A 24,198-nucleotide genomic window follows, 5' to 3' on the forward strand; every position below is an offset into this window, starting at 1 on the left:
TGCCCAGGAATCCCCACCGCAAACGAAGAGTGCCCCAGATCACACCACCGCGCCTTCTTCGCGGACCCCCCACCTTGATACAAATTGCCCGCGCGTTCCTGTCCGTCGACAGCCGCCCCTCCCCCTCACCTCCTCATTCTTCTTGAGCCGCTCTCGCCTGCCCTGGGAACGCCCGTGTCCGCCCGCACCCCCACGCCCTGGCCCCTCGTCGCCCTTTTCACGGCCGGGTACCTCGCCGCGTATCTGCTCCCCACCACCGTCGGCCGCCTCGACGCGGGGCTCCCGCTGTCGGCCACCCAGGCCGGAGCCGTCGGCAGCGTCCTGCTGCTGGCCTCGGCCTCGGCCGGCTTCCTGCTGCTGGCCTCGGCCTCGGCCGGCTTCCTGCTCGCCTCCCGCGTCGACCGCTTCGGCCCGCGCGCGTCGGCCCGCGCCGGGCTGCTCCTCGCGGCCGCCGGCTACGGCACCGCCGCGCTCTCCTCGGCGCTGCCCCTCGTGGTCGGCGGGGCGATCGTCGGCGGCTTCGGCTCCGGCACTGCCACCACGGTCGCCGCGACCGGGATCGCCGGCCGGTCCGATCCCCACCGGGTCACCACCCTGGGCCTCTTCGCCGTCTCCGGCCTCGCGGGCGCGCTGTACCTGACCATCCCCCACCTCGGCCCGGGGCACGGACACCCGCTCGCCGCGATCGCCTGCACGGCACTGCTCGCGCTGTCCCTGACGGGACGGCTTCCCGCACGGACACCGGCCGCCCACGCCGTGCGCGCCGGCACTCCGCTCCCGCGGCGCCGCTCCGGCCTGCTCCTCGCCGGCGCGATGTTCTTCTGGTCCCTCGCGCAGAACTCCCTGTGGGGCGTGAGCGGCAGGATCGGTCTGACCCAGGCGGGCCTCACCGAGGTCGAGGTCGGCGCGGTCTTCGCGGTGGCGCTCGGCGCCGGACTGCTCGGGACCGTCGGCGCGGGCGCCCTCGGCCCGCGGCTCGGCCGGGCGCTGCCGATCGGCCTGGGCACGGCGCTGATAGCCGGCTGCATCGCGCTGAGCGCGGCGGCCACCGGTCTGACGTCCTTCGCGGCGGGCGAGATCGCCTGGAACGCGGTGTACCCGGTCGTGCTCTCGTACGTGATCGGCCTCGCCGTGTCCATGGACCCGCGCGGGCGGTGGGCGGTCCTCGTCGGTTCCGCCGCCTCGCTCGGCACGGCGTGCGGTCCGCTCACCGGCAGCGTGCTGTCCGCGCGGGCGGGCTACCCGGCGATGGGAACGGTCCTGGCGGCCGGTCTGCTGCTGGTCGGCGTCCCGATGACCTTCGTGGCCCTGCGCGCGCGGCACGCCACCCAGATCGTCGAGGTCCCCGCGGCGGATCTCCCCGCCTTCGAGACCCCCGCCTTCGAGACCCCCGCCTTCGAGACCCCCGCCTTCGAGATCCCCGTCGTGGAGGTCCCGCTGGAGGGCGTGCCCGCGCAGCGGTCCGCGTACGGGACGGCGGGGCCCCTGCGCACGGCCGTCGCGCCCGCGTCCGGTCCCGTGGGCGCCTGACTCCCGCGAGCGCCCGCCCGCCCATCGGAGGGGAGGGTGGGCGGGCGCTCGACGGGCTAAGGGAACTCGTACGCCTCGACCTCGGCGATGTACCGCGCGCGCCGCTCCTCGTCGTGCTCCAGGAAGGACGCCTCGAACGAGTTGCGCGCCAGCTCCCGCAGCCGCTCCTCACCGAGGCCGAGGGCCTCGCGCACCGCGTCGAAGTTGTCGCCGGCGTAACCGCCGAAGTAGGCGGGGTCGTCGGAGTTGACCGTGCACAGCAGCCCGGCGTCCATCATGGCGGGCAGCGGGTGCTCCGCCAGGACGTCCACGGCGCGCAGCCGTACGTTCGACAGCGGGCACAGGGTCAGCGGCACCCGCTCCCGGACCAGCCGTTCGACGAGCTCGGGGTCCTCCATGCAGCGCAGCCCGTGGTCGACGCGCTCGACGCCGAGGACGTCGAGGGCCTCGGTGATGTACGCGGGCGGCCCCTCCTCCCCGGCGTGCGCGACGCGCCGCAGACCGAGCTCGGCGGCGGCCTCGTACACCGCGCGGAACTTGGCGGGCGGGTGGCCGACCTCGGCGGAGTCGAGGCCTATGCCGGTGATCCGGTCGAGATGGGGCTTCGCCGCCTCCAGGGTGTCCATGGCGGACTCGGCGGACTCGTCGCGCAGGAAGCACATGATCAGCCGGGTGGAGACGCCGTGGGTCTCCTCGCTGCGCCCGAGCGTCCGCCACAGCCCCTCGACGACCGTCCCCATCGGCACGCCCCGGGCGATGTGCGCCTGCGGGTCGAAGAAGATCTCCGCGTGCCGTACGCCCTGCGCCGCGGCGCGGGTGAGGTAGGCGTCGGCCAGGTCGGCGAAGTCCGCCTCCGTCCGCAGGACGGCCATGAGCTCGTAGTACAGGTTCAGGAAGGTCTGGAGGTCGTCGAAGCGGTACGCCTCGCGGAGCTCCTCGGTGTCCGCGTACGGCAGCGTGACCCCGTTGCGCGCGGCGAGCGCGAAGGCCAGCTCGGGTTCGAGGGTGCCTTCGATGTGCAGGTGAAGTTCAGCCTTGGGGATGGACATCGAAGCATGGTACGGCCCGTTCCCCGATGGATCGAAAACAACACGTTTCCGGCACCGGGGACCGAGCGGTCCTCAGTGCCGCTTCGGGACCGGCACCCGCACCAGGTCGTTCGCCACCGTCAGCTCCCCGTCGAAGCCCGCCGCGCGGGCCTCGCGCTCGAACTCCCCGGGGTCGGGGTAGCGCTGGCTGAAGTGGGTGAGCACGAGGTGCCGCACGCCCGCCTCCCTGGCCACCCGCCCGGCCTGTCCCGCCGTCAGATGACCGTGGTCCGCGGCGAGCTGGTGGTCGCCGTCGAGGAACGTCGACTCGATGACCAGCAGGTCGCAGCCCTCGGCGAGCGCGTCCACGCCCTCGCACAGCCGGGTGTCCATGACGAACGCGAACTTCTGTCCCCGCCGCACCTCGCTGACGTCGTCCAGGGTGACGCCCCGCAGCGAGCCCTCCCGCTGGAGCACTCCGACGTCGGGGCCGGTGATCCCGAGCTCACGCAGCCGCTCCGGCAGCATCCGCCGGCCGTCCGGCTCGACCAGCCGGTACCCGAAGGACTCCACGGGGTGGGAGAGCCTGCGGGCCTCCAGGGTGTAGGCGGGGGTGGTCGCGAGGACGCCGTCCTCGGCGACCGGCACCTCGGTCAGCGGCACGGTCTCGCGGTAGGCGGTGGCGTACCGCAGCCGCTCGAAGAAGTGCTGCCCCGAGAGCGGGTAGTGCGCGGTCACCTCGTGCGGCACCCGGTCGAGGTTGATGCGCTGGATCACCCCGCCGAGTCCGAGCGCGTGGTCGCCGTGGAAGTGGGTGACGCAGATGCGGTTCAGGTCGTGCGCGGCGACGCCGGCCCGCAGCATCTGGCGCTGGGTGCCCTCGCCGGGATCGAAGAGGAGACCCTCACCGTCCCAGCGCAGCAGATAGCCGTTGTGGTTGCGGTGCCGGGTCGGGACCTGGCTGGCGGTGCCGAGGACCACCAGTTCACGTGCGGACAAGGCCGGCTATCCCGGCGGCCACTGCATGCCGCGGCCGCCCAGGAGGTGGGCGTGCGCGTGGAAGACGGTCTGGCCGGCGCCGCTGCCCGTGTTGAAGACGATGCGGTAGCTCTCCAGCTTCTCCTCGGCCGCGACCTCGCCGGCCTCGCGCAGGACGTCCGCCGCGATCGCGGGCTCGGCGGCGGCCAGGGACGCCGCGTCGGGGTGGTGCACCTTGGGGATGACCAGGATGTGGGTCGGTGCCTGCGGGTTGATGTCGCGGAACGCCACGGTCGTGTCGCTCTCGCGCACCAGCGTCGCCGGGATGTGCCCCGCCACGATCTTGCAGAACAGGCAGTCGTCCTGCGGTTCCCCGCCGGCTCCCCGCCTCGACTCCTGCGTCATGCGTATGTCTCCTCACGCCGGCCGATCATCACCTCCGCATGCTAGCGGCCCGGCGCGGCGAACGACTCGATCGCGGCTCGCGCCGCCGTCCGCCCGCGCCGGGCCGCCGGCCTCACCGGGTCACAGCGGCGGCAGCACGGGCGCCGTCTTCGCCGGGTTCTCCTCCAGGGCGGCCAGCGCGATCCTGACCGCCTCGTCGAGCTGGGTGTCACGCCCGGCCGCGTGGTCCTGCGGCGTCTGGACGACCTCGACGTCGGGATCGACGCCGTGGTTCTCGACGTTCCACTCGTAACCCTCCATCCAGAAGGCGTACTTGGGCTGGGTGACGAGGGTGCCGTCGACGAGGCGGTAGCGGCTGTCGATGCCGATGACGCCGCCCCAGGTGCGGGTGCCGACCACGGGTCCGATGCCGAGGGCCTTGATCGCGGCGTTGACGATGTCGCCGTCGGAGCCGGAGAACTCGTTGGCGACGGCGACGACGGGTCCGCGCGGCGCGTCCTCGGGGTAGCTGTAGGGGCGCAGCCCCCGGGGCAGGTCCCAGCCGACGATCCGCCGGGCGAGCTTCTCCACGACGAGCTGGGAGGTGTGGCCGCCGCGGTTCTCGCGGACGTCCACGACCAGGCCCTCGCGGGCCACCTCGACGCGCAGATCGCGGTGGAGCTGCGCCCACCCGGCGCCGACCATGTCCGGCACGTGCAGATAGCCGAGGCGTCCGCCGGACAGCTCGTGGACGTGGGCGCGCCGGTCGGCCACCCACGCGTGGTAGCGCAGCGGCTCCTCGTCGGCGAGCGGTACGACGACCGCGTGCCGCGGATCGCCGCCGCCCGAGGGCGAGATCGTCAGCTCGACGGGCTTGCCCGCGGTACCGACGAGCAGCGGCGCGGGTCCGGCCACCGGGTCCACCGGACGGCCGCCGACCGCGACGATCGCGTCCCCGGCGCGCACCGCGACGCCGGGCGCGGCGAGCGGGGCCCGTGCGTCCGGGTCGGAGGTCTCCGAGGGGAGGATCCGGTCGATGCGCCAACTGCCGTCCTCGTGACGGGAGATGTCCGCGCCGAGGAGTCCCTGTGCCCGGTCGCCGCCGCTCCATCCGCCGCGCGGGGTGACGTAGGCGTGCGAGGTGCCGAGTTCGCCCTGCACCTCCCACAGCAGGTCCACGAGGTCGTCGTGGGTGGCGATCCGGTCCAGTACCGGCCGGTACCGGTCGAGGACCCCGTCCCAGTCGACACCGCCGAGGTCCGGCCGCCAGAAGTTGTCCCGCATGAGACGGCCCGTCTCGTCGTACATCTGGCGCCACTCGGCCACCGGGTCGACGCTCTGGCGCACCCGCGACAGGTCGACGGTGATGTTCGTGTCGCTCTCGTCGTCGTTCGAGGCGCGCCGGTCGCTGGGGACGAGCCTGAGCTTGCCGTCGGTCCACAGCAGGACCCGCTTGCCGTCACCGGTGACGGTGAAGTGGTCGGCGTCGGCGGCGAGGTGCTCGATGCGCTGCTGGGCGAGGTCGTACCGCTCCAGCTCGGTCTTCGGGTCCGGGTCGTCCGGGGTGGCGCGGGAGGAGCCGAGCACGCCCCGCACCGGGTGGCGCAGCCACAGCAGTCCGTCCTTGGCGGCGCGCAGCGTGGAGTAACGGGCGGCCTCGACGGGGAACGGCACGATCCGGTCGGCGAGGCCGTCCAGGTCGATACGGGTGCTGGGGGCGCCCTCGCTGTCGGGCGTCTCGTCCTTGTCGGGCGCCTCGAAGGGCCTGCCGTGGCGCTGCGGTCCGAAGGGCGAGGGGGTCGTCGCGGCCAGGGTGATCAGATACGGCCGGGAGCCGCCGACGAAGGCCAGGTCGAAGACGTGCTCGTCGTAGACGGGGTCGAAGGCGCGGGCCGACAGGAAGGCGAGGTGCTTGCCGTCGAGGGTGAACGCCGGCGCGTAGTCCCGGAAGCGCAGCGGGGTCGCCTCGGTGACCGACAGGTCGGTGGTGTTGGCGAGCTTGAGGTGGCGCAGCGGGCGGGGGCCCGGGTGCGACCAGGCCAGCCACGCCGAGTCGGGCGAGAAGACGAGGCCGGTGACCTCTCCGTCCTCGCTGCGGTCGACCTCGCGGACCTCGCCGCTCTCGCGTTCGACGAGCAGCACGCGCCCGTCGTGGGAGGCGACGGCGACGCGGCTCCCGTCGGGCGCCACGGCGAGGCCGAGGACCCGGCCGAGCGCTCCGGCGGCGAGCCGGCGCGGGGTGGCTCCGGGGGCGACCCCGGTGGCGGGGGCGAACTCGAGGGCGTCGTCGCCCTCCGCGTCGGTCACCCAGACCACGTGCTCCTCGCCCCCGGCGCGGAAGGTGCGGGGCAGCCGGGCGCGGACACCCTGTCCGTCGGCGAGGGCGCGGGTGGGGCCGGAGCGGTGGGTGACCCAGTGGACGGCGCCGCGCACGGAGACCGCGCTGCCGCGTCCGGTGTGGTCGGGGGCCGCGGCGGAGAACCAGCGCGAGGCGCTGACGGGGTGCGGCTGCTGGTCGGTGCGCTGGCCGCCGAGCCGGATGTCGAGGCGGCGCGGCTCGGCGCCGTCGAGGTCGTCCAGGAGCCAGAGTTCACCGGCGGCCACGTACACCACGCGGGTGCCGTCGGTGGCCGCGTGACGGGCGTAGAAGGCGTCGACCGGGGTGTGGCGGCGCAGGTCGGATCCGTCGGCGAGCGAGGAGTACAGGGCGCCGACGCCCTCGTGGTCCGACAGGAAGGCGATCCGCCCGCCGGCCCAGAAGGGGTACTCGATGTTCCCGTCGACGTCCTCGTGCAGCCGGACGAACTCGCCCTCGCCGTCCCGGTCGATCCACAGCTTGCCCGCCGTGCCGCCGCGGTAGCGCTTCCACCAGGCGGCCTCGCGCCCCATCGGGGCGGACAGCAGGACGACGCCGCCCTCGCCGTGGGCGACGTCTCCGACGGGGCCGTACGGCAGGGTCGTCGCGGGGCCGCCGTCGAGCGGGACGGACCGTGCCCAGGTGCGGCGCAGGCTGGCCTGGCCCTCGGTGCTGAGGGCGAGCACCTGTCCGTCGGGGGTCCAGCCGCGCACCTGGGTCCTCGCGCTGCCCCAGTACGTCAGCCGTTTCGCGGGACCGCCGTCCAGGGAGGCGGCGTGGACCTCGGGGGCCCCGTCACGCGTCGACGTCCAGGCGACGGTCGTGCCGTCCGGGGAGATGCGTGGATGGCTGACCGGCACGTTGTCGGCGCTGACCCGCCAGGCGCGGCCCCCGCCGTCGAGGGGGGCGGCCCAGATGTCGTCCTCGGCCGTGAAGACGACCAACTCGCCGTGCAGATGCGGAAACCGGATGTACGCGGAGGCTGCGGAATCGGTCACCCGATCACCCTATGCAGCGCACGCGCGCCCCGACAGGGGTTCGGATCACTTGATCCCTGTACGGTCCGGCAGGTCACTTGCCCTGCGAGGGCCAGCAGGTCGGGTCGCCCTTGCACCACATCGTCTTCGTGACGGTGACGGTGACGGTGGGGTTGGGCCCGCCGTACGTGGGGCGGTAGGTGACCGGCGGGGTGGGGCCGGAGTCGCAGTCGCCCAGGCCCTTCACGCGGAAGACCTGTCTGCCGCCGACGGTGGCGCGCAGATCGCCGCGCACACAGGCGCCGTTGACGGCCCGGGTGACCTTGCCCGTGACGACGATGGCCCGGCCGTCGCGGGTCTTGCCCTGGCAGTCGACGGCCGCCACGGTGTTCTCGCTCGGCGAGGGCGACCTGCCCTTGTCGCCCAGCCGGGCGGTGCAGGTGAGCCAACTCACGTCCACGTGCCGCCGGTCCAGTTCCCTGGTCGCCGTCCGGTCGGTCGTGTAGGCGACGGTGGCGGTGCTGAGCCCGTCCATGGGCTGGCACGCGGTCACGGCGAACACTCCGGCCGTGCCCAGTCCGACGGCCATCGCCGCGCGCCCGTGCCTCGTGCGGCTCCTGAAATACCTCGTAGCCCCCATGAACGGCAGCGTGCCACCGCGGGGCGGGGCGCGGTAGACCGCATGCGGCCATCGGGGGCACAACCACCCGAAGGAGTTGCCCGGCCGGCCCCGGGGACCCTCGAACTCCCGATCCCCCGGGCCCGGCGGGCTCCTGACCGCCCGTCAGCCGAGCATCAGCAGCCACTCCTGGAGTTCCACCAGGTTGCCCTCGGGGTCCTTGAGGTGGGCGACCCGCATGCGTTCCGTCATGGGCGCCGGGCCGTGCAGCAGGGTCGCGCCGCGCGAGACGATCTGCTCGCAGTAGGTGTCGAGGTCGTCCACCCGCAGCACCACCAGCGACCGGTGTCCGGTCACGGCGTCGCCGAGCTCACCCAGTATCCCGGCCATCATGGTCCGGTCCTGGAGGGCGATGCCCGCGGACCCGGTGACCGGGCTGAACTTCTCGTACGGGCCCTCGGTCGCGCCCGACTGGGGCTTGAGGCCGAGGACTTCGGCGTAGAAGCGGTAGCAGGCGGCGAAGTCGGACACGAGCAGTCGTACCTGAGCGAGTTCCACGGGTTCCCCGTTCGATGTGCGGATGTGAGGTCGTACCGGCGGTGGACGGGTCAGGACCAGCGTCCGGTACGGGCCAGCAGCAGCGCGGTGGCCACGGTCCCGGCCGTCGAGGTGCGCAGCACCGTGCGCCCCAGGTGGAAGGTCTTCGCGCCGGCCTCGGTGAAGAGTGCCACCTCCTCGGCGGAGATGCCGCCCTCGGGGCCGACGACCAGGACGATCTCCCCGGAGCCGGGCAGCGCGGCGGTCGCGAAGGGCTCGGTGCCCAGCGCGGTGTCCTCGTGGAGCACGGCGGCGAGATCGGCTTCGGCGAGAAGCGCGGCAACCTGCTTGGTCGTCATCGCGTCCGCGACCTCCGGGAAGCGCGTCCGGCGGGACTGCTTGCCGGCCTCCCGGGCGGTGGCCCGCCACTTGCCGAGCGCCTTCAGCCCCCGCTCGCCCCTCCACTGCGTGATGCAGCGGGAGGCGGCCCAGGGGACGATCGCGTCGACGCCGGTCTCGGTCATGGTCTCGACGGCCAGCTCGCCCCGGTCGCCCTTGGGCAGGGCCTGGACGACCGTGATGCGCGGCTCCTCGGCCGGTTCCTCGGTGACCGCGCCGATCCGTACGATCAGCCGGTCCTTGCCCTCGGTGTCCACGACCACGCCGTCCGCCCAGCGGCCGGCCCCGTCGGTGAGCCTGACGTCCTCACCGCTGTGCAGCCGTTTCACGGAGACGGCGTGCCGTCCCTCGGGTCCGTCGAGGACGTGCCGTCCCTCGCCGTCCGTGTCGAAGTGCTCGACCAGGAACACCGGCGCCGTCATCGGGCCGCACCCTCTTCCGGGGTCTCGGCGGCGGCCGACAACGCTGTCTCGGCGGCCGCGATCTCTGCGTTCAGTACCTCCACCAGCCGCCCGGCGGGCAGGTCGCGCGCCATGCGGTGGCCCTGCCCGGCCCACAGGGCCATGCCCTGCGCGTCGCCCGCCTTGGCGGCCGCCTTGCGCAGCGGCAGGGTGAGGTGGTGGATCTCGGGGTAGGCGGCGGGGGCGTACGGGCCGTGCTCGCGCATGAAGCGGTTGGCCAGCGCGCGTGCCGGGCGTCCGGAGAAGGCGCGCGTGAGCTCGGTGCGCACGTACAGGGGGTCGGTCAGGGCCTGTTTGTGCACGGCGCTCGCGCCGGACTCGGGGGTGGCGAGGAAGGCGGTGCCGAGCTGGGCCGCGTCCGCGCCCGCGGCGAGGACCGCGGCGATCTGGCTGCCGCGCATGATGCCGCCCGCCGCGACGACCGGGATGGTCACCGCCTCACGGACCTGTGCGACCAGGCTGAGCAGGCCGACGCCCGTGCCGTCCGTCTCCGGGTTGTCCCGGTGGGTGCCCTGGTGTCCCCCGGCCTCGACGCCCTGCACGACGACCGCGTCGGCGCCGGCCCGCTGCACGGCGAGGGCTTCCTCGGCCGTGGTGGCGGTGACCAGGGTGAGGGTTCCGGCGCGGCGCAGCGACTCGAGCGCCTCCGGCTTCGGGACGCCGAAGTGGAAGGAGACCGCCGCCACCGGTTTGTCGAGGAGGACGGCGAGTTTGGCGTCGTAGCCGTCGTCGCGTCCGCTGTCCGGGTCACCGAGCTCGGTCTCGTACCAGGCTGCCTCGCCGGCGAGCTGGTGGGCGTACACCTCGACCGTGGCGGCGTCCGCGTGCTCGGGCTGCGGGAGGAACAGGTTGACGCCGAAGGGGCGGCCGGTCAGCCCGCGCAGCTGCTTGATCTCCTGGTACATGCCGTCGGCGGTCTTGTACCCGGCGGCGAGGAAGCCGAGCCCCCCGGCCTCGGACACGGCGGCCGCGAGCTGCGGGACGGAGACCCCGCCCGCCATGGGAGCCTGCACGATCGGGTGAGGGAAGAGATCGGTCAGCGCGGAGGACATGACGGCATGTTGTCACGTCCCCGCAACAAGTCCGAATCCGATCGCCCGCCCCGGACCGGCCCTCCGGGCGAAGGGCACGGAGCGGTGTTCCCACCCCGTGCCCCGCCTGGATCAGCGGCCGTTGAAGGCGTCCTTCAGCCGGGAGAAGAGCCCCTGCTGGCCGGGCTGGAACTGACCGGTGGGCCGCTCCTCGCCGCGCAGCTTGGCGAGCTCGCGCAGCAGCCGCTCCTGCTCCGGGTCGAGCTTGGTCGGCGTGGTGACCTCGACGTGCACGACGAGGTCGCCGCGGCCGCCGCCGCGCAGGTGCGTGACGCCCCGGCCGTGCAGCGGGATCGACTGGCCGGACTGCGTGCCCGGGCGGATGTCGACCTCCTCCATGCCGTCGAGCGTCTCCAGCGGCACCTTGGTGCCGAGGGCCGCCGCGGTCATCGGGATGGTGACCGTGCAGTGCAGGTCGTCGCCGCGCCGCTGGAAGGTGGAGTGCGGCAGCTCGTGGATCTCGACGTACAGGTCGCCGGCGGGGCCGCCGCCGGGGCCGACCTCGCCCTCGCCCGCGAGCTGGATGCGGGTGCCGTTGTCCACACCGGCCGGGATCTTGACCGTGAGGGTGCGGCGGGAGCGGACCCGGCCGTCGCCCGCGCACTCGTGGCACGGGGTCGGGACGACGGTGCCGAAGCCCTGGCACTGCGGACACGGCCGCGAGGTCATGACCTGGCCGAGGAAGGACCGCGTCACCTGGGACACCTCGCCGCGGCCGCGGCACATGTCACAGGTCTGCGCGGCGGTGCCGGGCGCGGCGCCCTCGCCGTTGCAGGTGCCGCAGACGACGGCCGTGTCGACCTGGATGTCCTTCGTGGTGCCGAAGGCCGCCTCGTCGAGCTCGATCTCCAGCCGGATCATGGCGTCCTGGCCCCGGCGGGTGCGCGAGCGCGGTCCGCGCTGCGACGCCGTGCCGAAGAACGCGTCCATGATGTCCGAGAAGTTGCCGAAGCCGCCCTGGCCGAAGCCGCCGGCGCCGGCGCCGCCGCCCTGCTGGGACAGCGGGTCGCCGCCGAGGTCGTAGACCTGCTTCTTCTGCGGGTCCGACAACACCTCGTACGCGGCGTTGATCTCCTTGAACCGCTCCTGCGTCTTCGGATCGGGATTGACGTCCGGGTGCAGCTCGCGAGCGAGCCTCCGGAACGCCTTCTTGATCTCGTCCTGGGACGCGTCGCGGCGCACGCCGAGTACGGCGTAGTAGTCCGTGGCCACTTACGACTCCGCCAGGATCTGTCCGACGTACCGTGCCACCGCTCGTACCGCTCCCATCGTTCCCGGGTAATCCATGCGGGTCGGGCCGACCACGCCGAGTTTGGCTACTGCCTCGCCGCCCGAACCGTAGCCGACCGAGACCACGGACGTGGAGTTGAGTCCCTCGTACGCGTTCTCGTGCCCGATTCGCACGGTCATGCTCGAATCCCCGGCCTCCCCGAGCAACTTGAGGAGCACGACCTGCTCCTCCAGCGCCTCGAGCACCGGCCGGATGGTGAGAGGGAAGTCATGTCCGAAGCGCGTGAGATTGGCGGTACCGCCGATCATCAGGCGCTCCTCGGTCTCCTCGACGAGCGTCTCCAGCAGCGTGGAGAGCACCGTCGAGACCGTACCCCGGTCCTCCGCCTCGAAGGCTTCGGGGAGGTCCTGCACGAGCTGCGGGACGTCCGCGAAGGGGCGCCCCGCGACCCGGCTGTTGAGCCGGGCGCGCAGGTCCGCCAGCGACGTCTCACCGAACGGCGCCGGACAGTTGATCATGCGCTGCTCGACCCGGCCGGTGTCCGTGATCAGCACGAGCATCACCCGCGCGGGGGCGAGCGACAGCAGCTCCACGTGACGCACGGTCGAGCGGGTCAGCGAGGGGTACTGCACGACGGCGACCTGCCGGGTGAGCTGCGCGAGCAGCCGCACGGTCCGCCCGACGACGTCGTCGAGGTCGACGGCCCCGTCCAGGAAGTTCTGGATGGCGCGGCGCTCGGGCGCGGTCATCGGCTTGACGCCGGCGAGCTTGTCGACGAAGAGGCGGTACCCCTTGTCCGTGGGGATGCGCCCGGCGCTGGTGTGCGGCTGGGCGATGTACCCCTCGTCCTCCAGGACCGCCATGTCGTTGCGGACGGTCGCGGGCGAGACGCCGAGGCGGTGCCGCTCGGTGAGCGCCTTGGAACCGACCGGCTCCTCGGTGCCCACGTAGTCCTGGACGATGGCGCGCAGCACCTCGAGCCTGCGTTCGCTGAGCATCGCGCACCTCCAGAAGTCGACTCGGTGGTCTTCGTGACCTTCGTGGCATTCGCCTGGCACTCAGCGCACGCGAGTGCCAACGTTCCCCGGCCCAGTGTACGGCGGTGGGGCACGGCCCGGGCAAGGGCGGGCCTGCGATGTCGTGCGCGGCACCCGTCACCGTTAGCGTCGCCGCATGAGGCTGACTTGGGAAGAGCTGGGATGGGAAAGGGTGGCGCCCCGGGTCGGGCGACGGCGGCTTCCGGACTGGGACTGCACGGCCGGGCTCGTCGTCGGCGAGGGGGCGGCGCTGATGATCGACGCCGGATCGAGCCTCGCGGAGGGCGCCCGGCTGCGCTCCGACGCGCGGGTCCTGACCGGCGGACGTGTGACCCATCTCGCGCTCACCCACCCGCATTTCGACCACGTGTTCGGCGCCGCGGTGTTCGCGGGCGCGCAGGTCATCGCCGCGGACGGCTCGTCCGAGGTGTACGGGAGGGACCGCGACGAACTGTGCGCGGACGCGGTGCGCAACGGTCTCGCCCCGGGGGCGGCGGAAGAAGCGGCCGACACCCTCGTACGCCCCCACCGCCTCGTCCGGAGCGCCCGGTACCTGGACCTCGGCGGCGGCGTCGGGGTCCGGCTGGTACGGACGGGCGAGGGGCACACCGCCCACGACCTCGTGGTCGTCGTTCCGGGCGACCCGGCGGTGGTGTTCTGCGGGGACCTGGTCGAGGAGTCGGGCGAGCCGCAGGCGGGGCCCGACGCCGTGCCGTCGCGCTGGCCGGCGGCCCTCGACCGGCTGCTGGAACTGGGCGGCGAGGACGCGCTCTACGTCCCCGGGCACGGGGCGGTCGTGGACGCCGCGTTCGTGCGGGCCCAACGGGACGCCCTGGCCGCGCGGTTCGGCGTGGCCGGTTCCGCACCGGCGGGACCGGGCGCGGGAGGCTCCGGCACGGCCGGTTCCGGCGTGTCGCGGTGAACGCCGCCGGGCTTCTCCTATCGTCATCCGAATGCGCCAGTACTCGCCGGACCTGACCCCGCCCTGGAAGAAGCCCCGGTCCGTGCCCGAGGTCCCGGCGGACCCGGGTCTGGTCGTCGAGGAGCCCGGCACCGGCTTCTGCGGCGCGGTGATCCGCTGCGAGGCGGGCACGGTGACCCTGGAGGACCGCTTCGGCAAGCACCGGGTGTTCCCGCTGGAGCCGCGCGGCTTCCTCCTGGAGGGCGAGGTGGTGACCCTGGTCCGCCCGGCGGCCGCCGCGCCGGTCCGCCCCGGCCGTACGGCGTCCGGATCGATGGTGGTCCCCGGCGCCCGCGCCCGGGTCGCGCGCGCCGGGCGCATCTACGTCGAGGGCCGCCACGACGCCGAACTCGTCGAACGGGTCTGGGGCGACGACCTGCGCATCGAGGGCGTCGTCGTGGAGTACCTGGAGGGCGTCGACGACCTCCCGGCGGTCGTCGACGCGTTCGCCCCGGGCCCGGACGCCCGGCTCGGCGTCCTCGTCGACCACCTGGTCCCGGGTTCGAAGGAGTCCCGGATCGCGGAGGCGGTCACGAGCGAGCACGCCCTGGTCATCGGCCACCCGTACATCGACGTCTGGGAGGCCGTGAAACCGTCCTCCCTCGGCATCCCGTCCTGGCCCCGGATCCCACGCGGCCAGGACTGGAAGACGGGTGTGTGCCGCGCCCTGGGCTGGCCGGAGAACACCGGCGCGGCCTGGCAGCACATCCTGTCCCGGGTGCACTCCTACAAGGACCTGGAACCGGCGCTCCTGGGCCGGGTGGAGGAACTGATCGACTTCGTGACCGCGCCGCCGGAGTGACGGGGACGGCGCGGGCGGCCGGGGCCGGACGCGGGGTGTTCAGTCCACCAGGTCCCGGACCACGGCGTCCGCGAGGAGGCGGCCGCGCAGGGTGAGGACGGCGCGGCCCGCGTCGTAGGGACCGGCTTCGAGGAGCCCTTCGGACAGGGCGCGGCGGGAGGCCGCGAGGCCCTCGGGGCGGAGCAGGGAGAGCGGGCAGCCCTCGCGCAGCCGCAGTTCGAGGAGGATCCGCTCGACCCGCCGGTCCTCGTCGGAGAGGAGTTCACGGCCGGCCCCCGGGGAACGGCCCTCGGCCAGCGCCGCCGCGTACGCCCCCGGGTGCTTCACGTTCCACCAGCGAACACCGCCCACGTGGCTGTGCGCGCCGGGGCCCGCGCCCCACCAGTCGGCGCCCCTCCAGTAGAGCTCGTTGTGCAGGCAGCGGCCGGCCTCGGAGGTGGCCCAGTTCGACACCTCGTACCAGTCGAAGCCCGCCGCCGACATCACCTCGTCCGCGATGAGGTAGCGGTCCGCGTGCACGTCGTCGTCCGTCATGGGGACCTCGCCGCGTCGGATGCGGCGCGCGAGCTGCGTGCCCTCCTCGACGATGAGCGCGTAGGCGGAGATGTGGTCGGGGCCCGCGCCGAGGGCCGCTTCGAGCGAGGCCCGCCAGTCGTCGTCCGACTCACCCGGCGTGCCGTAGATCAGATCCAGGTTCACATGTGCGAAGCCGGCCGCGCGGGCCTCGGCGACACAGGCCTCGGGGCGGCCCGGGGTGTGCGTGCGGTCGAGCACCTTCAGGACGTGCTGCCGGGCGCTCTGCATGCCGAAGGAGATCCGGTTGAAGCCGCCGGCGCGCAGGGTCGCGAGGTACTCCGGACCGACCGACTCGGGGTTCGCCTCCGTCGTGATCTCCGCGTCGTCCGCGAGCCCGAACTCGTCCCGGATCGCGCCCAGCATCCGTACGAGGTCGTCGGCGGCCAGCAGGGTGGGCGTGCCGCCTCCGACGAAGACCGTGCGGACCTGGCGGGGGTCGTCGCCGAGGACCTTGCGGGCGAGCCGGATCTCGTCGGTCAGGGTGTCCGCGTAGTTGTCGCGGGAGGCGAGCACGCCGCCGCTGCCCCGCAGCTCGGTCGCCGTGTAGGTGTTGAAGTCGCAGTAGCCGCAGCGGGTCGCGCAGTACGGGACGTGGAGGTAGAACCCGAGGGGCCGCTCGGCGGCCCCGGCCAGGGCGTGCGCGGGCAGCGCCCCGTCGTCGGGGACGGGCTCGCCGTCGGGGAGTGCGGAAGGCATGCCTTCCATTGTCCAGTACGGGCGGGGTGCGCGGTTCCGTCCCGTGTTCCCGCCGGACCGGCCGGGCGGCGGTCCCCCGCCGCGGGGGCCGGACACGTGAGGAGCCGCCGGGTGCGGGCACGTGCCGGGGGCGGTGCTATTCCGCCTGTAGCACCAGCAGGGCCATGTCGTCCTCCGGCGGGCGGGTGCCGAACGCGTGGACCAGGCCGCGGATCCGTTCCGCGATCATCTCGGCGTTCAGGCCCGCGCAGCCCGCGAGGGCGTGGGCGAGACCGTCGTCGTCGTCGAACTGGCGGGACCCGTCGCGCCGCTCCGTCACACCGTCGGTGACGCACAGGAGGGTGTCTCCGGGGTACAGCTCGAAGGACTCGGAGGAGTACTCGGGGTCCTCGAAGACGCCGAGCAGGGTCTGTGGCCGGGCCATCTCCCGTACGACCCCGTCGGGGCCCAGCAGCAGCGGCAGCGGATGCCCCGCCGAGGCGAGGGTGCAGCGCACTCCGCCGTCGAAGGGGACCAGCTCCCCGTAGAGCATGGACAGGAAGCGCGTCTGCGGGCCGAGGTCGTTCCCGAGGCCGGGCCCGCCCGCGGCCACGAGCGCGCGGGCCGCCGCGTCCGCGGCCTCCGTCGCGTCGTCGAGGAGGAGCTGGTTGAGGCGGTCGAGGACGTCCGCGACGTCGTAGCCCTCGCGGGCCAGCAGCCGCAGCCAGGGCCGGGCCAGGCCGATCACGACGGCCGCCTCGGGGCCCTTGCCCTGGACGTCGCCGACGGCGAAGCACCAGCGCCCGTCGCCCGCCGGGAAGACGTCGTAGAAGTCGCCGCTCGGACCGCCCTTGTCGAGCGGCTCGTAGACGAGGGCGGTGCGCACCCCGGGGATCTCTGCGACCGCGCCCGGCAGCAGTCCGCGCTGCAGGACCCGGCTGATGGTGGCCTGGCGCGCGTACTGGCGGGCCGCGCCGATGGCCAGGGCGATGCGGCGGCTGAGGTCCTCGACGAGCCCGGTGACCTCGTCGGGGAAATCGGGCGGCCCGGCCCGCCCGATGACGAGCGTGCCCAGCGGCCGCCCGCCCGCGATCAGCCGGTACGCCAGCGCCGCCCCGCTCGTCCCCCGGGCGCCCAGCGCCTCCCCGGGCCAGGGCACCGGGACGGCACGGGAGCGCACCGCGTCGGGAAGCCGCGGCGGGTCCTTCTCCAGGGCCTGGCGCAGCCCCTCGACGAGGTTCTCGCTGCCGTGCCAGACCCGGGCGAGGCGGGGTCCGAGGGCGAGACCGAGACCACCGGCCCGGTCGGTGGCCTCGTCCTCCAGCCACACGGCGCACCAGTCGGCGAGGCGCGGGACGAGGAGCTGCCCGGCCAGCGCCGCGACCAGGTCCTCGTCGAGCTGCCCGGCGAGCAGGTCCGAGGCCTCGGCGAGGAAGGAGAGGGCTCCCCGGTCGAGCCAGTCGTGGCCCCGCGCGGTGCCCCGGCCCGCCCCCGGGGCGGACAGCGCGGCGTACGGCTCGCCGCCGGCCCTCGGCCCGTACTCCGGCACCCGCCCCTCGGCGTACCCGGCGGTTCCGGCCTGCCACGGGCCGTCCGCCGGGCCCGTGAAGCCGTCGACGTCCGCGAACCCGGCCGGTCCCGCGAGACCGCCGGGGTCCCCGAACCCTCCCTGTCCGTAGAGACCGTCCACGTCCTCGAACCGGGCTGTCCCGCGCGGGCCGTCGGCGTCCGCGAAGACGTCCGCCCCCGGCAGGGCGCCGGCGGTCCCGTCGACCAGCAGCCTCGACCACACCGTCTTGACGCCCGGACGGTAGGTGATCCCCCAGGCCTCGGAGAGCGCGGAGACGAGGCGCAGGCCCCGTCCGTACTCGGGTGTCCCGTACGGGGGCTCGGCGCCGTCCTCCCGTATGGCGCGCGAGGGGTGGTGGTCGGAGACCTCGACGACCAATGTTCCGGGCGGGCCGTCGACCGGGCGCTCCAGGCGGCACAGCAGCTCCACGTCGGTGCCCGCGTGCACGACGGCGTTGGTGACGAGTTCGCTGACCACCACGGCCGCGTCGCCGGCGAGCCGGTCGTCGATGATCTCGGCGCCGGGCAGGGCCGGTTCGGACCAGTCCAGGAGCGTGTCCCGGAGGAATCGCCGCGCGGCCGCGGCGGCGAGCGGGGTGCCGGGCAACGACGTACGGGACACGACGTCCTGGCCGGCCCGGTGGTGCGCGAGCGCGTCCGGTGCGCACGCCGTGGACTCCCGTTGCGTCGGAATGGCCCTCACTGTGCGGCTCCCTGGGCAGTTCGGACGGTGACACCTCGGACGATGCGGCCAGGGTGACAGACCGGGGGCGGCCATAAGCACCGAGTAACCAAAGTGGGCCATATTTGATTCAATTTGAGTGAGACCAGTGGGGTGACTCCTTCCCGTCACGAAGGACGGGGCGTCACGAAGGACGGGGCGCGTCACGAAGGACGGGGCGCGGGCGGGACGGCCGCACGGCGAGCGGCCGTGGAGGCGAGCCGTCACGGAGGCGGCGGTCGCGGAACGGGGGCGGGGACGCGCGGGTCCCCGCCGCCCGGTCGCGGAGAGGTCCTGCGCGCCACCGCCCCCGTACGGGCCGGGCGCCGGGGGCTACGCCTCGCGGCTGCCCGCGTACATCTCGTCGATCAGGTGCTTGTACGCCTTCTCGACGACCGGGCGCTTCAGTTTGAGGCTCGGGGTGATCTCACCGTGCTCGACGTCCAGGTCGCGGGGCAGCAGCCGGAACTTCTTGATGGTCTGCCAGCGCTGGAGACCGCCGTTGAGCTCCTTCACGTAGCCCTCGACGAGGGCGACCGTCGCGGGCGCCGCGACGACCTCGGCGTACGACTTGCCCTCCAGGCCGTTGTCCTTCGCCCACTCCAGGATCGACGGCTCGTCGAGGGCGATGAGCGCGGTGCAGAAGTTCCGGTCGGCGCCGTGCACGAGGATGTTGGAGACGTAGGGGCAGACGGCCTTGAACTGGCCCTCGACCTCGGCGGGCGCGATGTACTTGCCGCCCGAGGTCTTGATGAGGTCCTTCTTGCGGTCGGTGATCCGCAGGTAGCCGTCCGCGGACAGCTCGCCGATGTCGCCGGTGTGGAACCAGCCGTCGGCCTCAAGGACCTCGGCGGTCTTGTCGGGCAGGCCGTGGTAGCCCTCCATGATGCCGGGACCGCGCAGCAGGATCTCGCCGTCGTCGGCGATGCGCACCTCGGTGCCGGGCAGCGGCTTGCCGACCGTGCCGGTGCGGTAGGCCTCGCCCGGGTTCACGAAGGAGGCGGCGGAGGACTCGGTGAGCCCGTAGCCCTCCAGGATGTGGATGCCGGCGCCGGCGAAGAAGTAGCCGATCTCCGGCGCGAGCGCGGCGGAGCCGGAGATGCAGGCGCGCAGGTTGCCGCCGAAGGCCTCGCGGATCTTGGCGAAGACGAGCGCGTCGGCGACCTTGTGCTTGGCGCCGAGCGCGAACGGCACCGAGGCCGAACCCGTGCGGCGGAAGTTGTCCTGGCTCGCCTTCGCGTACTCGCGGGAGACCTCGGCGGCCCACTGGAAGATCTTGTACTTGGCGCCGCCGCCGGCCCGCGCCTTGGCCGCGACCCCGTTGTAGACCTTCTCGAAGATGCGCGGCACGGCCGCCATGTACGTCGGCCGCACGACCGGCAGGTTCTCGATGATCTTGTCCACGCGGCCGTCGACGGCGGTGACGTGCCCGACCTCGATCTGGCCGGAGGTCAGGACCTTGCCGAAGACGTGCGCGAGCGGCAGCCACAGGTACTGGACGTCGTCCTGGCCGAGCAGGCCGGTCCCGGCGATCGCCTTGGCCATGTACGACCAGTTGTCCTGCGGCAGCCGGACACCCTTGGGACGGCCGGTGGTGCCGGAGGTGTAGATGAGGGTCGCGAGCTGGTCCGCGGTGATCGCGCCGACGCGCTCCTTGATCAGCTCGGGGTGCTTCTCCAGGTACGCGGAGCCGCGCGCCTCCAGCTCGGCGAGCGTCAGGACCCAGTCCTCGCTCTCCACGCCCTCGGCGTCGACGACCACGACGTGCGTGAGGTCGGGGAGCTCGGCGCGCTTCTCCCGGGCCTTGGCGAGCTGGGCCGCGTCCTCCGCGATGAGGACCCGGCTCGCGGAGTCGGAGAGGATGAACGCCGACTCCTCGGCGTTGGTCTGCGGGTACACGGTCGTGGTGGCCGCGCCCGCGCAGAGGATGGCGAGGTCGGCCAGGATCCACTCGACCCGGGTCGAGGAGGCGAGCGCGACGCGCTGCTCCGGCTGGACGCCGAGTTCGATCAGACCGGCCGCGATGGCGTAGACCCGCTCGGCGGCCTGCGCCCAGGTCAGCGACTTCCAGTCATCCGGCCCGTCGCCCGGAGCCGGTACCGGGTAACGGTATGCCTCGGCGTCGGGTGTGGCCGCCACGCGCTCCAGGAAGAGGGCGGCGACGGACGGCGGACGGTTCTCGATCAGGGTCTGTGTGTCGCTCACGACATCCTCCGGGGCCCGCGGCAGTGCGGCTGGCTCAATTGCGGCTGTTGTTTAACTCGCGAGTAACTACCGAGCAGAGATCAGACTAGAGCGCGTCCGGCCGGTGCGTAAGAGGCGGCGGGCGGTCACTTCCGTGCCGCTTCCCGCAGGACACACCCCCGAGACAAGCACAGGGCCCGCCGCGCCGAAGCGCGACGGGCCCTGAATTCCGGGATTCGGCGTGGCTACTTCTTGCCCTTGGCCGAACCGCCGCTGTCGTCGCTGGACAGCACGGCGATGAATGCCTCTTGCGGAACTTCCACAGAGCCCACCATCTTCATCCGCTTCTTGCCCTCCTTCTGCTTCTCCAGCAGCTTCCGCTTACGGGAGATGTCACCGCCGTAGCACTTGGCGAGGACGTCCTTGCGGATGGCGCGGATGGTCTCGCGGGCGATGACCCGGGAGCCGATGGCCGCCTGGATGGGCACCTCGAAGGCCTGCCGCGGGATCAGCTCGCGCAGCTTGGCGACCAGTCGGACACCGTACGCGTACGCGGCGTCCTTGTGGGTGATCGCCGAGAAGGCGTCGACCTTGTCGCCGTGCAGCAGGATGTCGACCTTGACCAGGCTGGAGGTCTGCTCGCCGGTGGGCTCGTAGTCGAGCGAGGCGTAGCCGCGGGTCTTGGACTTCAGCTGGTCGAAGAAGTCGAAGACGATCTCCGCGAGGGGCAGGGTGTAGCGGATCTCGACCCGGTCCTCGGAGAGGTAGTCCATGCCGAGCAGGGTGCCGCGCCGGGTCTGGCACAGCTCCATGATCGCGCCGATGAACTCCGAGGGGGCGAGGATCGTCGCGCGCACGACGGGCTCGTACACCTTGTCGATCTTGCCCTCGGGGAACTCGCTCGGGTTGGTGACGACGTGCTCGCTGCGGTCCTCCATCTCGACGCGGTAGACCACGTTCGGGGCGGTCGCGATCAGGTCGAGGCCGAACTCGCGCTCCAGCCGCTCCCGGATCACGTCGAGGTGCAGCAGGCCGAGGAAGCCGACGCGGAAACCGAAGCCGAGGGCGGCGGAGGTCTCCGGCTCGTAGACCAGGGCGGCGTCGTTGAGCTGGAGCTTGTCCAGCGCCTCGCGCAGCTCGGGGTAGTCGGAGCCGTCCAGCGGATACAGGCCGGAGAAGACCATCGGCTTCGGGTCCTTGTAACCGCCGAGCGCCTCGGTGGCACCCTTGACCTGGCTGGTGACGGTGTCACCGACCTTCGACTGGCGCACGTCCTTCACACCGGTGATCAGGTAGCCCACCTCGCCGACGCCGAGGCCGTCGGCCCCGAGCATCTCGGGCGAGTTGGTGCCGATCTCCAGCAGCTCGTGCGTGGCGCCGGTCGACATCATCTTGATCCGCTCGCGCTTGTTGAGCTGACCGTCGATGACACGGACGTAGGTGACCACGCCCCGGTAGGAGTCGTAGACCGAGTCGAAGATCATCGCGCGGGCGGGCGCGTCCTTGACGCCGACCGGCGCGGGGATCTCCCGGACCACCTTGTCGAGCAGCGCGTCGACGCCGAGACCGGTCTTCGCCGAGACCCGCAGCACGTCGTCCGGCTCGCATCCGACCAGGTTGGCGAGCTCCTCGGCGAACTTCTCGGGCTGCGCGGCCGGCAGGTCGATCTTGTTCAGCACGGGGATGATCGTGAGGTCGTTCTCCATCGCCAGGTAGAGGTTGGCGAGGGTCTGCGCCTCGATGCCCTGGGCCGCGTCGACGAGGAGGACGGTCCCCTCGCAGGCGGCGAGCGACCGCGAGACCTCGTACGTGAAGTCGACGTGCCCCGGCGTGTCGATCATGTTGAGAATGTGCGTGTTGCCCGGCTCGTGGGTCGGGGCCCACGGCAGACGCACCGCCTGGGACTTGATCGTGATGCCGCGCTCGCGCTCGATGTCCATGCGGTCGAGGTACTGAGCGCGCATCTGGCGCTGCTCGACCACCCCGGTCAGCTGGAGCATGCGGTCGGCGAGCGTGGACTTGCCGTGGTCGATGTGCGCGATGATGCAGAAATTGCGGATCAGAGCCGGGTCGGTACGGCTCGGCTCGGGCACATTGTTAGGGGTCGCGGGCACGCAGGGTCCTGTCTCTTGAGGCGCCTTGTGCCTCGGGTCGGATCGATACGTAGGTTCCATGGTCCCACGCGCGGCGGGCTGCGACCGGTTCGGGCCGCGCGAGGGGGACGGCGGAAACCGGTTCGGCGGCCCTGACCAGGGCGTCGGCGACCGGCCCCCGGGCCGGGGACGTCCGGCCGGTTTGAGCCGGTCGCGCGGGGGCTGGTAGCCTGGGTGGCTGTGTCTCATGCCCTCTCTGCAGGAGACGCACCCAAGAAAATCAAACGGCGGGTGAGACGTGCCGTCTCGCGCGCCTGAACCTGTAAAGGCTCATCAGTGGCGAACATCAAGTCCCAGATCAAGCGGATCAAGACCAACGAGAAGGCCCGGCTGCGCAACAAGGCCGTCAAGTCCTCTCTGAAGACCGCGATCCGCAAGGCCCGCGAGGCTGCTGCCGCGGGTGACGTCGAGAAGGCCACCGTCGCGGCGCGCGAGGCTTCGCGCAAGCTCGACAAGGCCGTCTCGAAGGGCGTCATCCACAAGAACCAGGCCGCCAACAAGAAGTCGGCGCTTGCTTCGAAGGTCGCTTCCCTCCAGGGCTGAGTCGGCTGAGCTCTCCGGGGCTCAACCCCTGACTTGACCGTTGGCCGGACCCGAGCGGGCCCTCTCTCTCCGCTCCCGACCGACGCACCGGATTCACGCGCGATCTGCGTTCGCCACGCGGGCGTGAGTCCACCGGCTCGAACCGAAGGCCCCGCTCCCTCCCTTCCCCGGGAGAACGAGCGGGGCCTTCGGTGTACGAGGAGCGGGGCCTTCGGCGTGCTGAGACGGTTCCGGGCCGGTGCCGCGGCGAGCGCCGTTCGCGGCCCGCCCCGCGGCCCGCCGCGTGATCCGCCGCGTGATCCGAACGGCAGGCCCTAACGCCGGCCGGAGCGAGCGGCCCGCGCGATGGCCACGACCGCCTTCTCCAGGGCGTACTCGGGATCGTCCCCGCCGCCCTTGACCCCGGCGTCCGCCTCCGCGACGGCCGTGAGCGCCATGGCGACCCCGTCGGGTGTCCAGCCCCGCATCTGCTGGCGCACGCGATCGATCTTCCACGGCGGCATCCCCAGCTCACGGGCCAGGTCGGCGGGCCTGCCGCCCCGCGCGGAGGACAGCTTCCCGATCGCCCGCACCCCTTGCGCGAGCGCACTGGTGATCAGGACGGGGGCCACGCCGGTCGACAGCGACCAGCGCAGCGCCTCCAGCGCCTCCGCGGCCCGCCCCTCCACGGCCCGGTCGGCCACGGTGAAGCTGGACGCCTCGGCGCGCCCGGTGTAGTACCTCCCGACGACGGCCTCGTCGATCGTCCCCTCGACGTCCGCGGTCAACTGCGAGACGGCCGACGCCAGCTCCCGCAGATCACTCCCGATGGAGTCCACCAACGCCTGACAGGCCTCAGGAGTGGCCGCCCGGCCGAGCGTCCGGAACTCGCTCCGCACGAACGCCAGCCGGTCCGCGGGCTTGGTCATCTTGGGGCAGGCGACCTCCCGCGCGCCCGCCTTGCGCGCGGCGTCGAGCAGCCCCTTGCCCTTGGCCCCGCCCGCGTGCAGGAGAACCAGGGTGATCTCCTCGGCGGGCGCCCCCAGATACGCCTTGACGTCCTTGACCGTGTCGGCCGACAGGTCCTGGGCGTTGCGGACGATCACGACCTTGCGCTCGGCGAAGAGCGAGGGGCTCGTCAGCTCGGCGAGCGTGCCCGGCTGCAGTTGGTCCGGGGTGAGGTCCCGGACGTCCGTGTCGGCGTCGGCGGCCCTGGCGACGGCCACCACCTCCTGCACGGCACGGTCGAGCAGGAGATCCTCCTGGCCCACTGCCAGCGTGACAGGGGCGAGAGGGTCGTCTTGTGCGGTCTTCTTGGCCATCACCGAAAGCATCCCACGCGCCACCGACAACACGTGCCGCGCGCCGCGCTCCCCCGCCCTGCCCCTGCCCCTCCCTCTCCCTGCT

19 protein-coding genes are annotated in these 24,198 nt (G+C 72.9%); 4 read left to right on the forward strand and 15 right to left on the reverse strand.

What is annotated here, in order from left to right; translation table 11 throughout:
• Positions 1 to 174 precede the first annotated feature (174 nt).
• A complete protein-coding gene (locus CW362_RS33120; RefSeq protein WP_103553305.1) occupies positions 175 to 1,530 on the forward strand; it encodes an MFS transporter in 1,356 nt (451 codons plus the stop codon).
• Positions 1,531 to 1,586: 56 nt separating this feature from the next.
• On the opposite strand, the gene CW362_RS33125 is transcribed toward CW362_RS33120, so the two are convergent.
• The 10 genes from CW362_RS33125 to hrcA form a co-directional block, all read right to left on the reverse strand.
• Entirely contained in the window at positions 1,587 to 2,579 is a 993-nt protein-coding gene (locus CW362_RS33125; protein WP_103553306.1) for an adenosine deaminase, read from the reverse strand.
• Positions 2,580 to 2,651: 72 nt separating this feature from the next.
• The gene (locus tag CW362_RS33130; protein ID WP_103553307.1) at positions 2,652 to 3,557 is read right to left on the reverse strand and encodes a ribonuclease Z; all 906 of its coding nucleotides are present in this window, start codon (positions 3,555 to 3,557) and stop codon (positions 2,652 to 2,654) included.
• Positions 3,558 to 3,563: 6 nt separating this feature from the next.
• Complete coding sequence (locus tag CW362_RS33135; protein ID WP_103553308.1) at positions 3,564 to 3,941, reverse strand: histidine triad nucleotide-binding protein; 378 nt, start codon at positions 3,939 to 3,941, stop codon at positions 3,564 to 3,566.
• A 120-nt stretch (positions 3,942 to 4,061) separates the two neighbouring features.
• Positions 4,062 to 7,274, reverse strand: coding sequence for a S41 family peptidase (locus tag CW362_RS33140; RefSeq protein WP_103553309.1), 3,213 nt, complete (start codon positions 7,272 to 7,274; stop codon positions 4,062 to 4,064).
• A gap of 73 nt (positions 7,275 to 7,347) precedes the next feature.
• Positions 7,348 to 7,893: a hypothetical protein gene (locus CW362_RS33145; protein WP_376451882.1), complete on the reverse strand. Its 546-nt coding sequence runs from the start codon at positions 7,891 to 7,893 to the stop codon at positions 7,348 to 7,350.
• Positions 7,894 to 8,037: 144 nt separating this feature from the next.
• Positions 8,038 to 8,430, reverse strand: coding sequence for a VOC family protein (locus CW362_RS33150; protein ID WP_103553311.1), 393 nt, complete (start codon positions 8,428 to 8,430; stop codon positions 8,038 to 8,040).
• 50 nt (positions 8,431 to 8,480) lie between these two features.
• Positions 8,481 to 9,230 (reverse strand): 16S rRNA (uracil(1498)-N(3))-methyltransferase, encoded by a 750-nt coding sequence (locus CW362_RS33155; protein WP_103553312.1) that lies wholly within the window; start codon positions 9,228 to 9,230, stop codon positions 8,481 to 8,483.
• Complete coding sequence (locus CW362_RS33160) at positions 9,227 to 10,321, reverse strand: nitronate monooxygenase (protein WP_103553313.1); 1,095 nt, start codon at positions 10,319 to 10,321, stop codon at positions 9,227 to 9,229. Before CW362_RS33160 ends, CW362_RS33155 begins: the two co-directional genes overlap by 4 nt.
• A gap of 111 nt (positions 10,322 to 10,432) precedes the next feature.
• Complete coding sequence (gene dnaJ / locus CW362_RS33165) at positions 10,433 to 11,572, reverse strand: molecular chaperone DnaJ (RefSeq protein ID WP_103553314.1); 1,140 nt, start codon at positions 11,570 to 11,572, stop codon at positions 10,433 to 10,435.
• Complete coding sequence (gene hrcA, locus CW362_RS33170) at positions 11,573 to 12,589, reverse strand: heat-inducible transcriptional repressor HrcA (RefSeq protein WP_037618735.1); 1,017 nt, start codon at positions 12,587 to 12,589, stop codon at positions 11,573 to 11,575.
• 175 nt (positions 12,590 to 12,764) lie between these two features.
• On the opposite strand from hrcA, the gene CW362_RS33175 reads away from it, so the two are divergent.
• Positions 12,765 to 13,550, forward strand: coding sequence for an MBL fold metallo-hydrolase (locus tag CW362_RS33175; protein WP_103553315.1), 786 nt, complete (start codon positions 12,765 to 12,767; stop codon positions 13,548 to 13,550).
• 31 nt (positions 13,551 to 13,581) lie between these two features.
• Entirely contained in the window at positions 13,582 to 14,391 is an 810-nt protein-coding gene (locus CW362_RS33180; RefSeq protein ID WP_103553316.1) for a DUF3097 domain-containing protein, read from the forward strand.
• Between the two features lie 39 nt (positions 14,392 to 14,430).
• Here the strand turns inward: CW362_RS33180 and hemW are convergent, their stop codons facing one another.
• The 4 genes from hemW to lepA all read right to left on the reverse strand — a co-directional run bounded on the left by hemW (position 14,431) and on the right by lepA (position 22,230).
• Positions 14,431 to 15,663 carry a radical SAM family heme chaperone HemW gene (hemW, locus tag CW362_RS33185; protein ID WP_103553327.1) on the reverse strand — a complete coding sequence of 411 codons (1,233 nt, stop codon included), beginning with the start codon at positions 15,661 to 15,663 and terminating at the stop codon, positions 14,431 to 14,433.
• A gap of 136 nt (positions 15,664 to 15,799) precedes the next feature.
• A complete protein-coding gene (locus CW362_RS33190) occupies positions 15,800 to 17,914 on the reverse strand; it encodes a SpoIIE family protein phosphatase (RefSeq protein WP_240658154.1) in 2,115 nt (704 codons plus the stop codon).
• Between the two features lie 351 nt (positions 17,915 to 18,265).
• Positions 18,266 to 20,137, reverse strand: coding sequence for an AMP-dependent synthetase/ligase (locus CW362_RS33195; RefSeq protein WP_103553318.1), 1,872 nt, complete (start codon positions 20,135 to 20,137; stop codon positions 18,266 to 18,268).
• Between the two features lie 224 nt (positions 20,138 to 20,361).
• The gene (lepA, locus tag CW362_RS33200; RefSeq protein WP_103553319.1) at positions 20,362 to 22,230 is read right to left on the reverse strand and encodes a translation elongation factor 4; all 1,869 of its coding nucleotides are present in this window, start codon (positions 22,228 to 22,230) and stop codon (positions 20,362 to 20,364) included.
• A 315-nt stretch (positions 22,231 to 22,545) separates the two neighbouring features.
• On the opposite strand from lepA, the gene rpsT reads away from it, so the two are divergent.
• Positions 22,546 to 22,812 carry a 30S ribosomal protein S20 gene (gene rpsT, locus CW362_RS33205; RefSeq protein WP_103553320.1) on the forward strand — a complete coding sequence of 89 codons (267 nt, stop codon included), beginning with the start codon at positions 22,546 to 22,548 and terminating at the stop codon, positions 22,810 to 22,812.
• Positions 22,813 to 23,126: 314 nt separating this feature from the next.
• Here the strand turns inward: rpsT and holA are convergent, their stop codons facing one another.
• Positions 23,127 to 24,113, reverse strand: a complete 987-nt coding sequence (holA, locus tag CW362_RS33210) for a DNA polymerase III subunit delta (RefSeq protein ID WP_206301127.1) — start codon at positions 24,111 to 24,113, stop codon at positions 23,127 to 23,129.
• Positions 24,114 to 24,198 lie beyond the last annotated feature (85 nt).

The sequence above is a fragment of the Streptomyces populi genome, from assembly GCF_002911015.1.
Lineage (GTDB): Bacteria > Actinomycetota > Actinomycetes > Streptomycetales > Streptomycetaceae > Streptomyces > Streptomyces populi.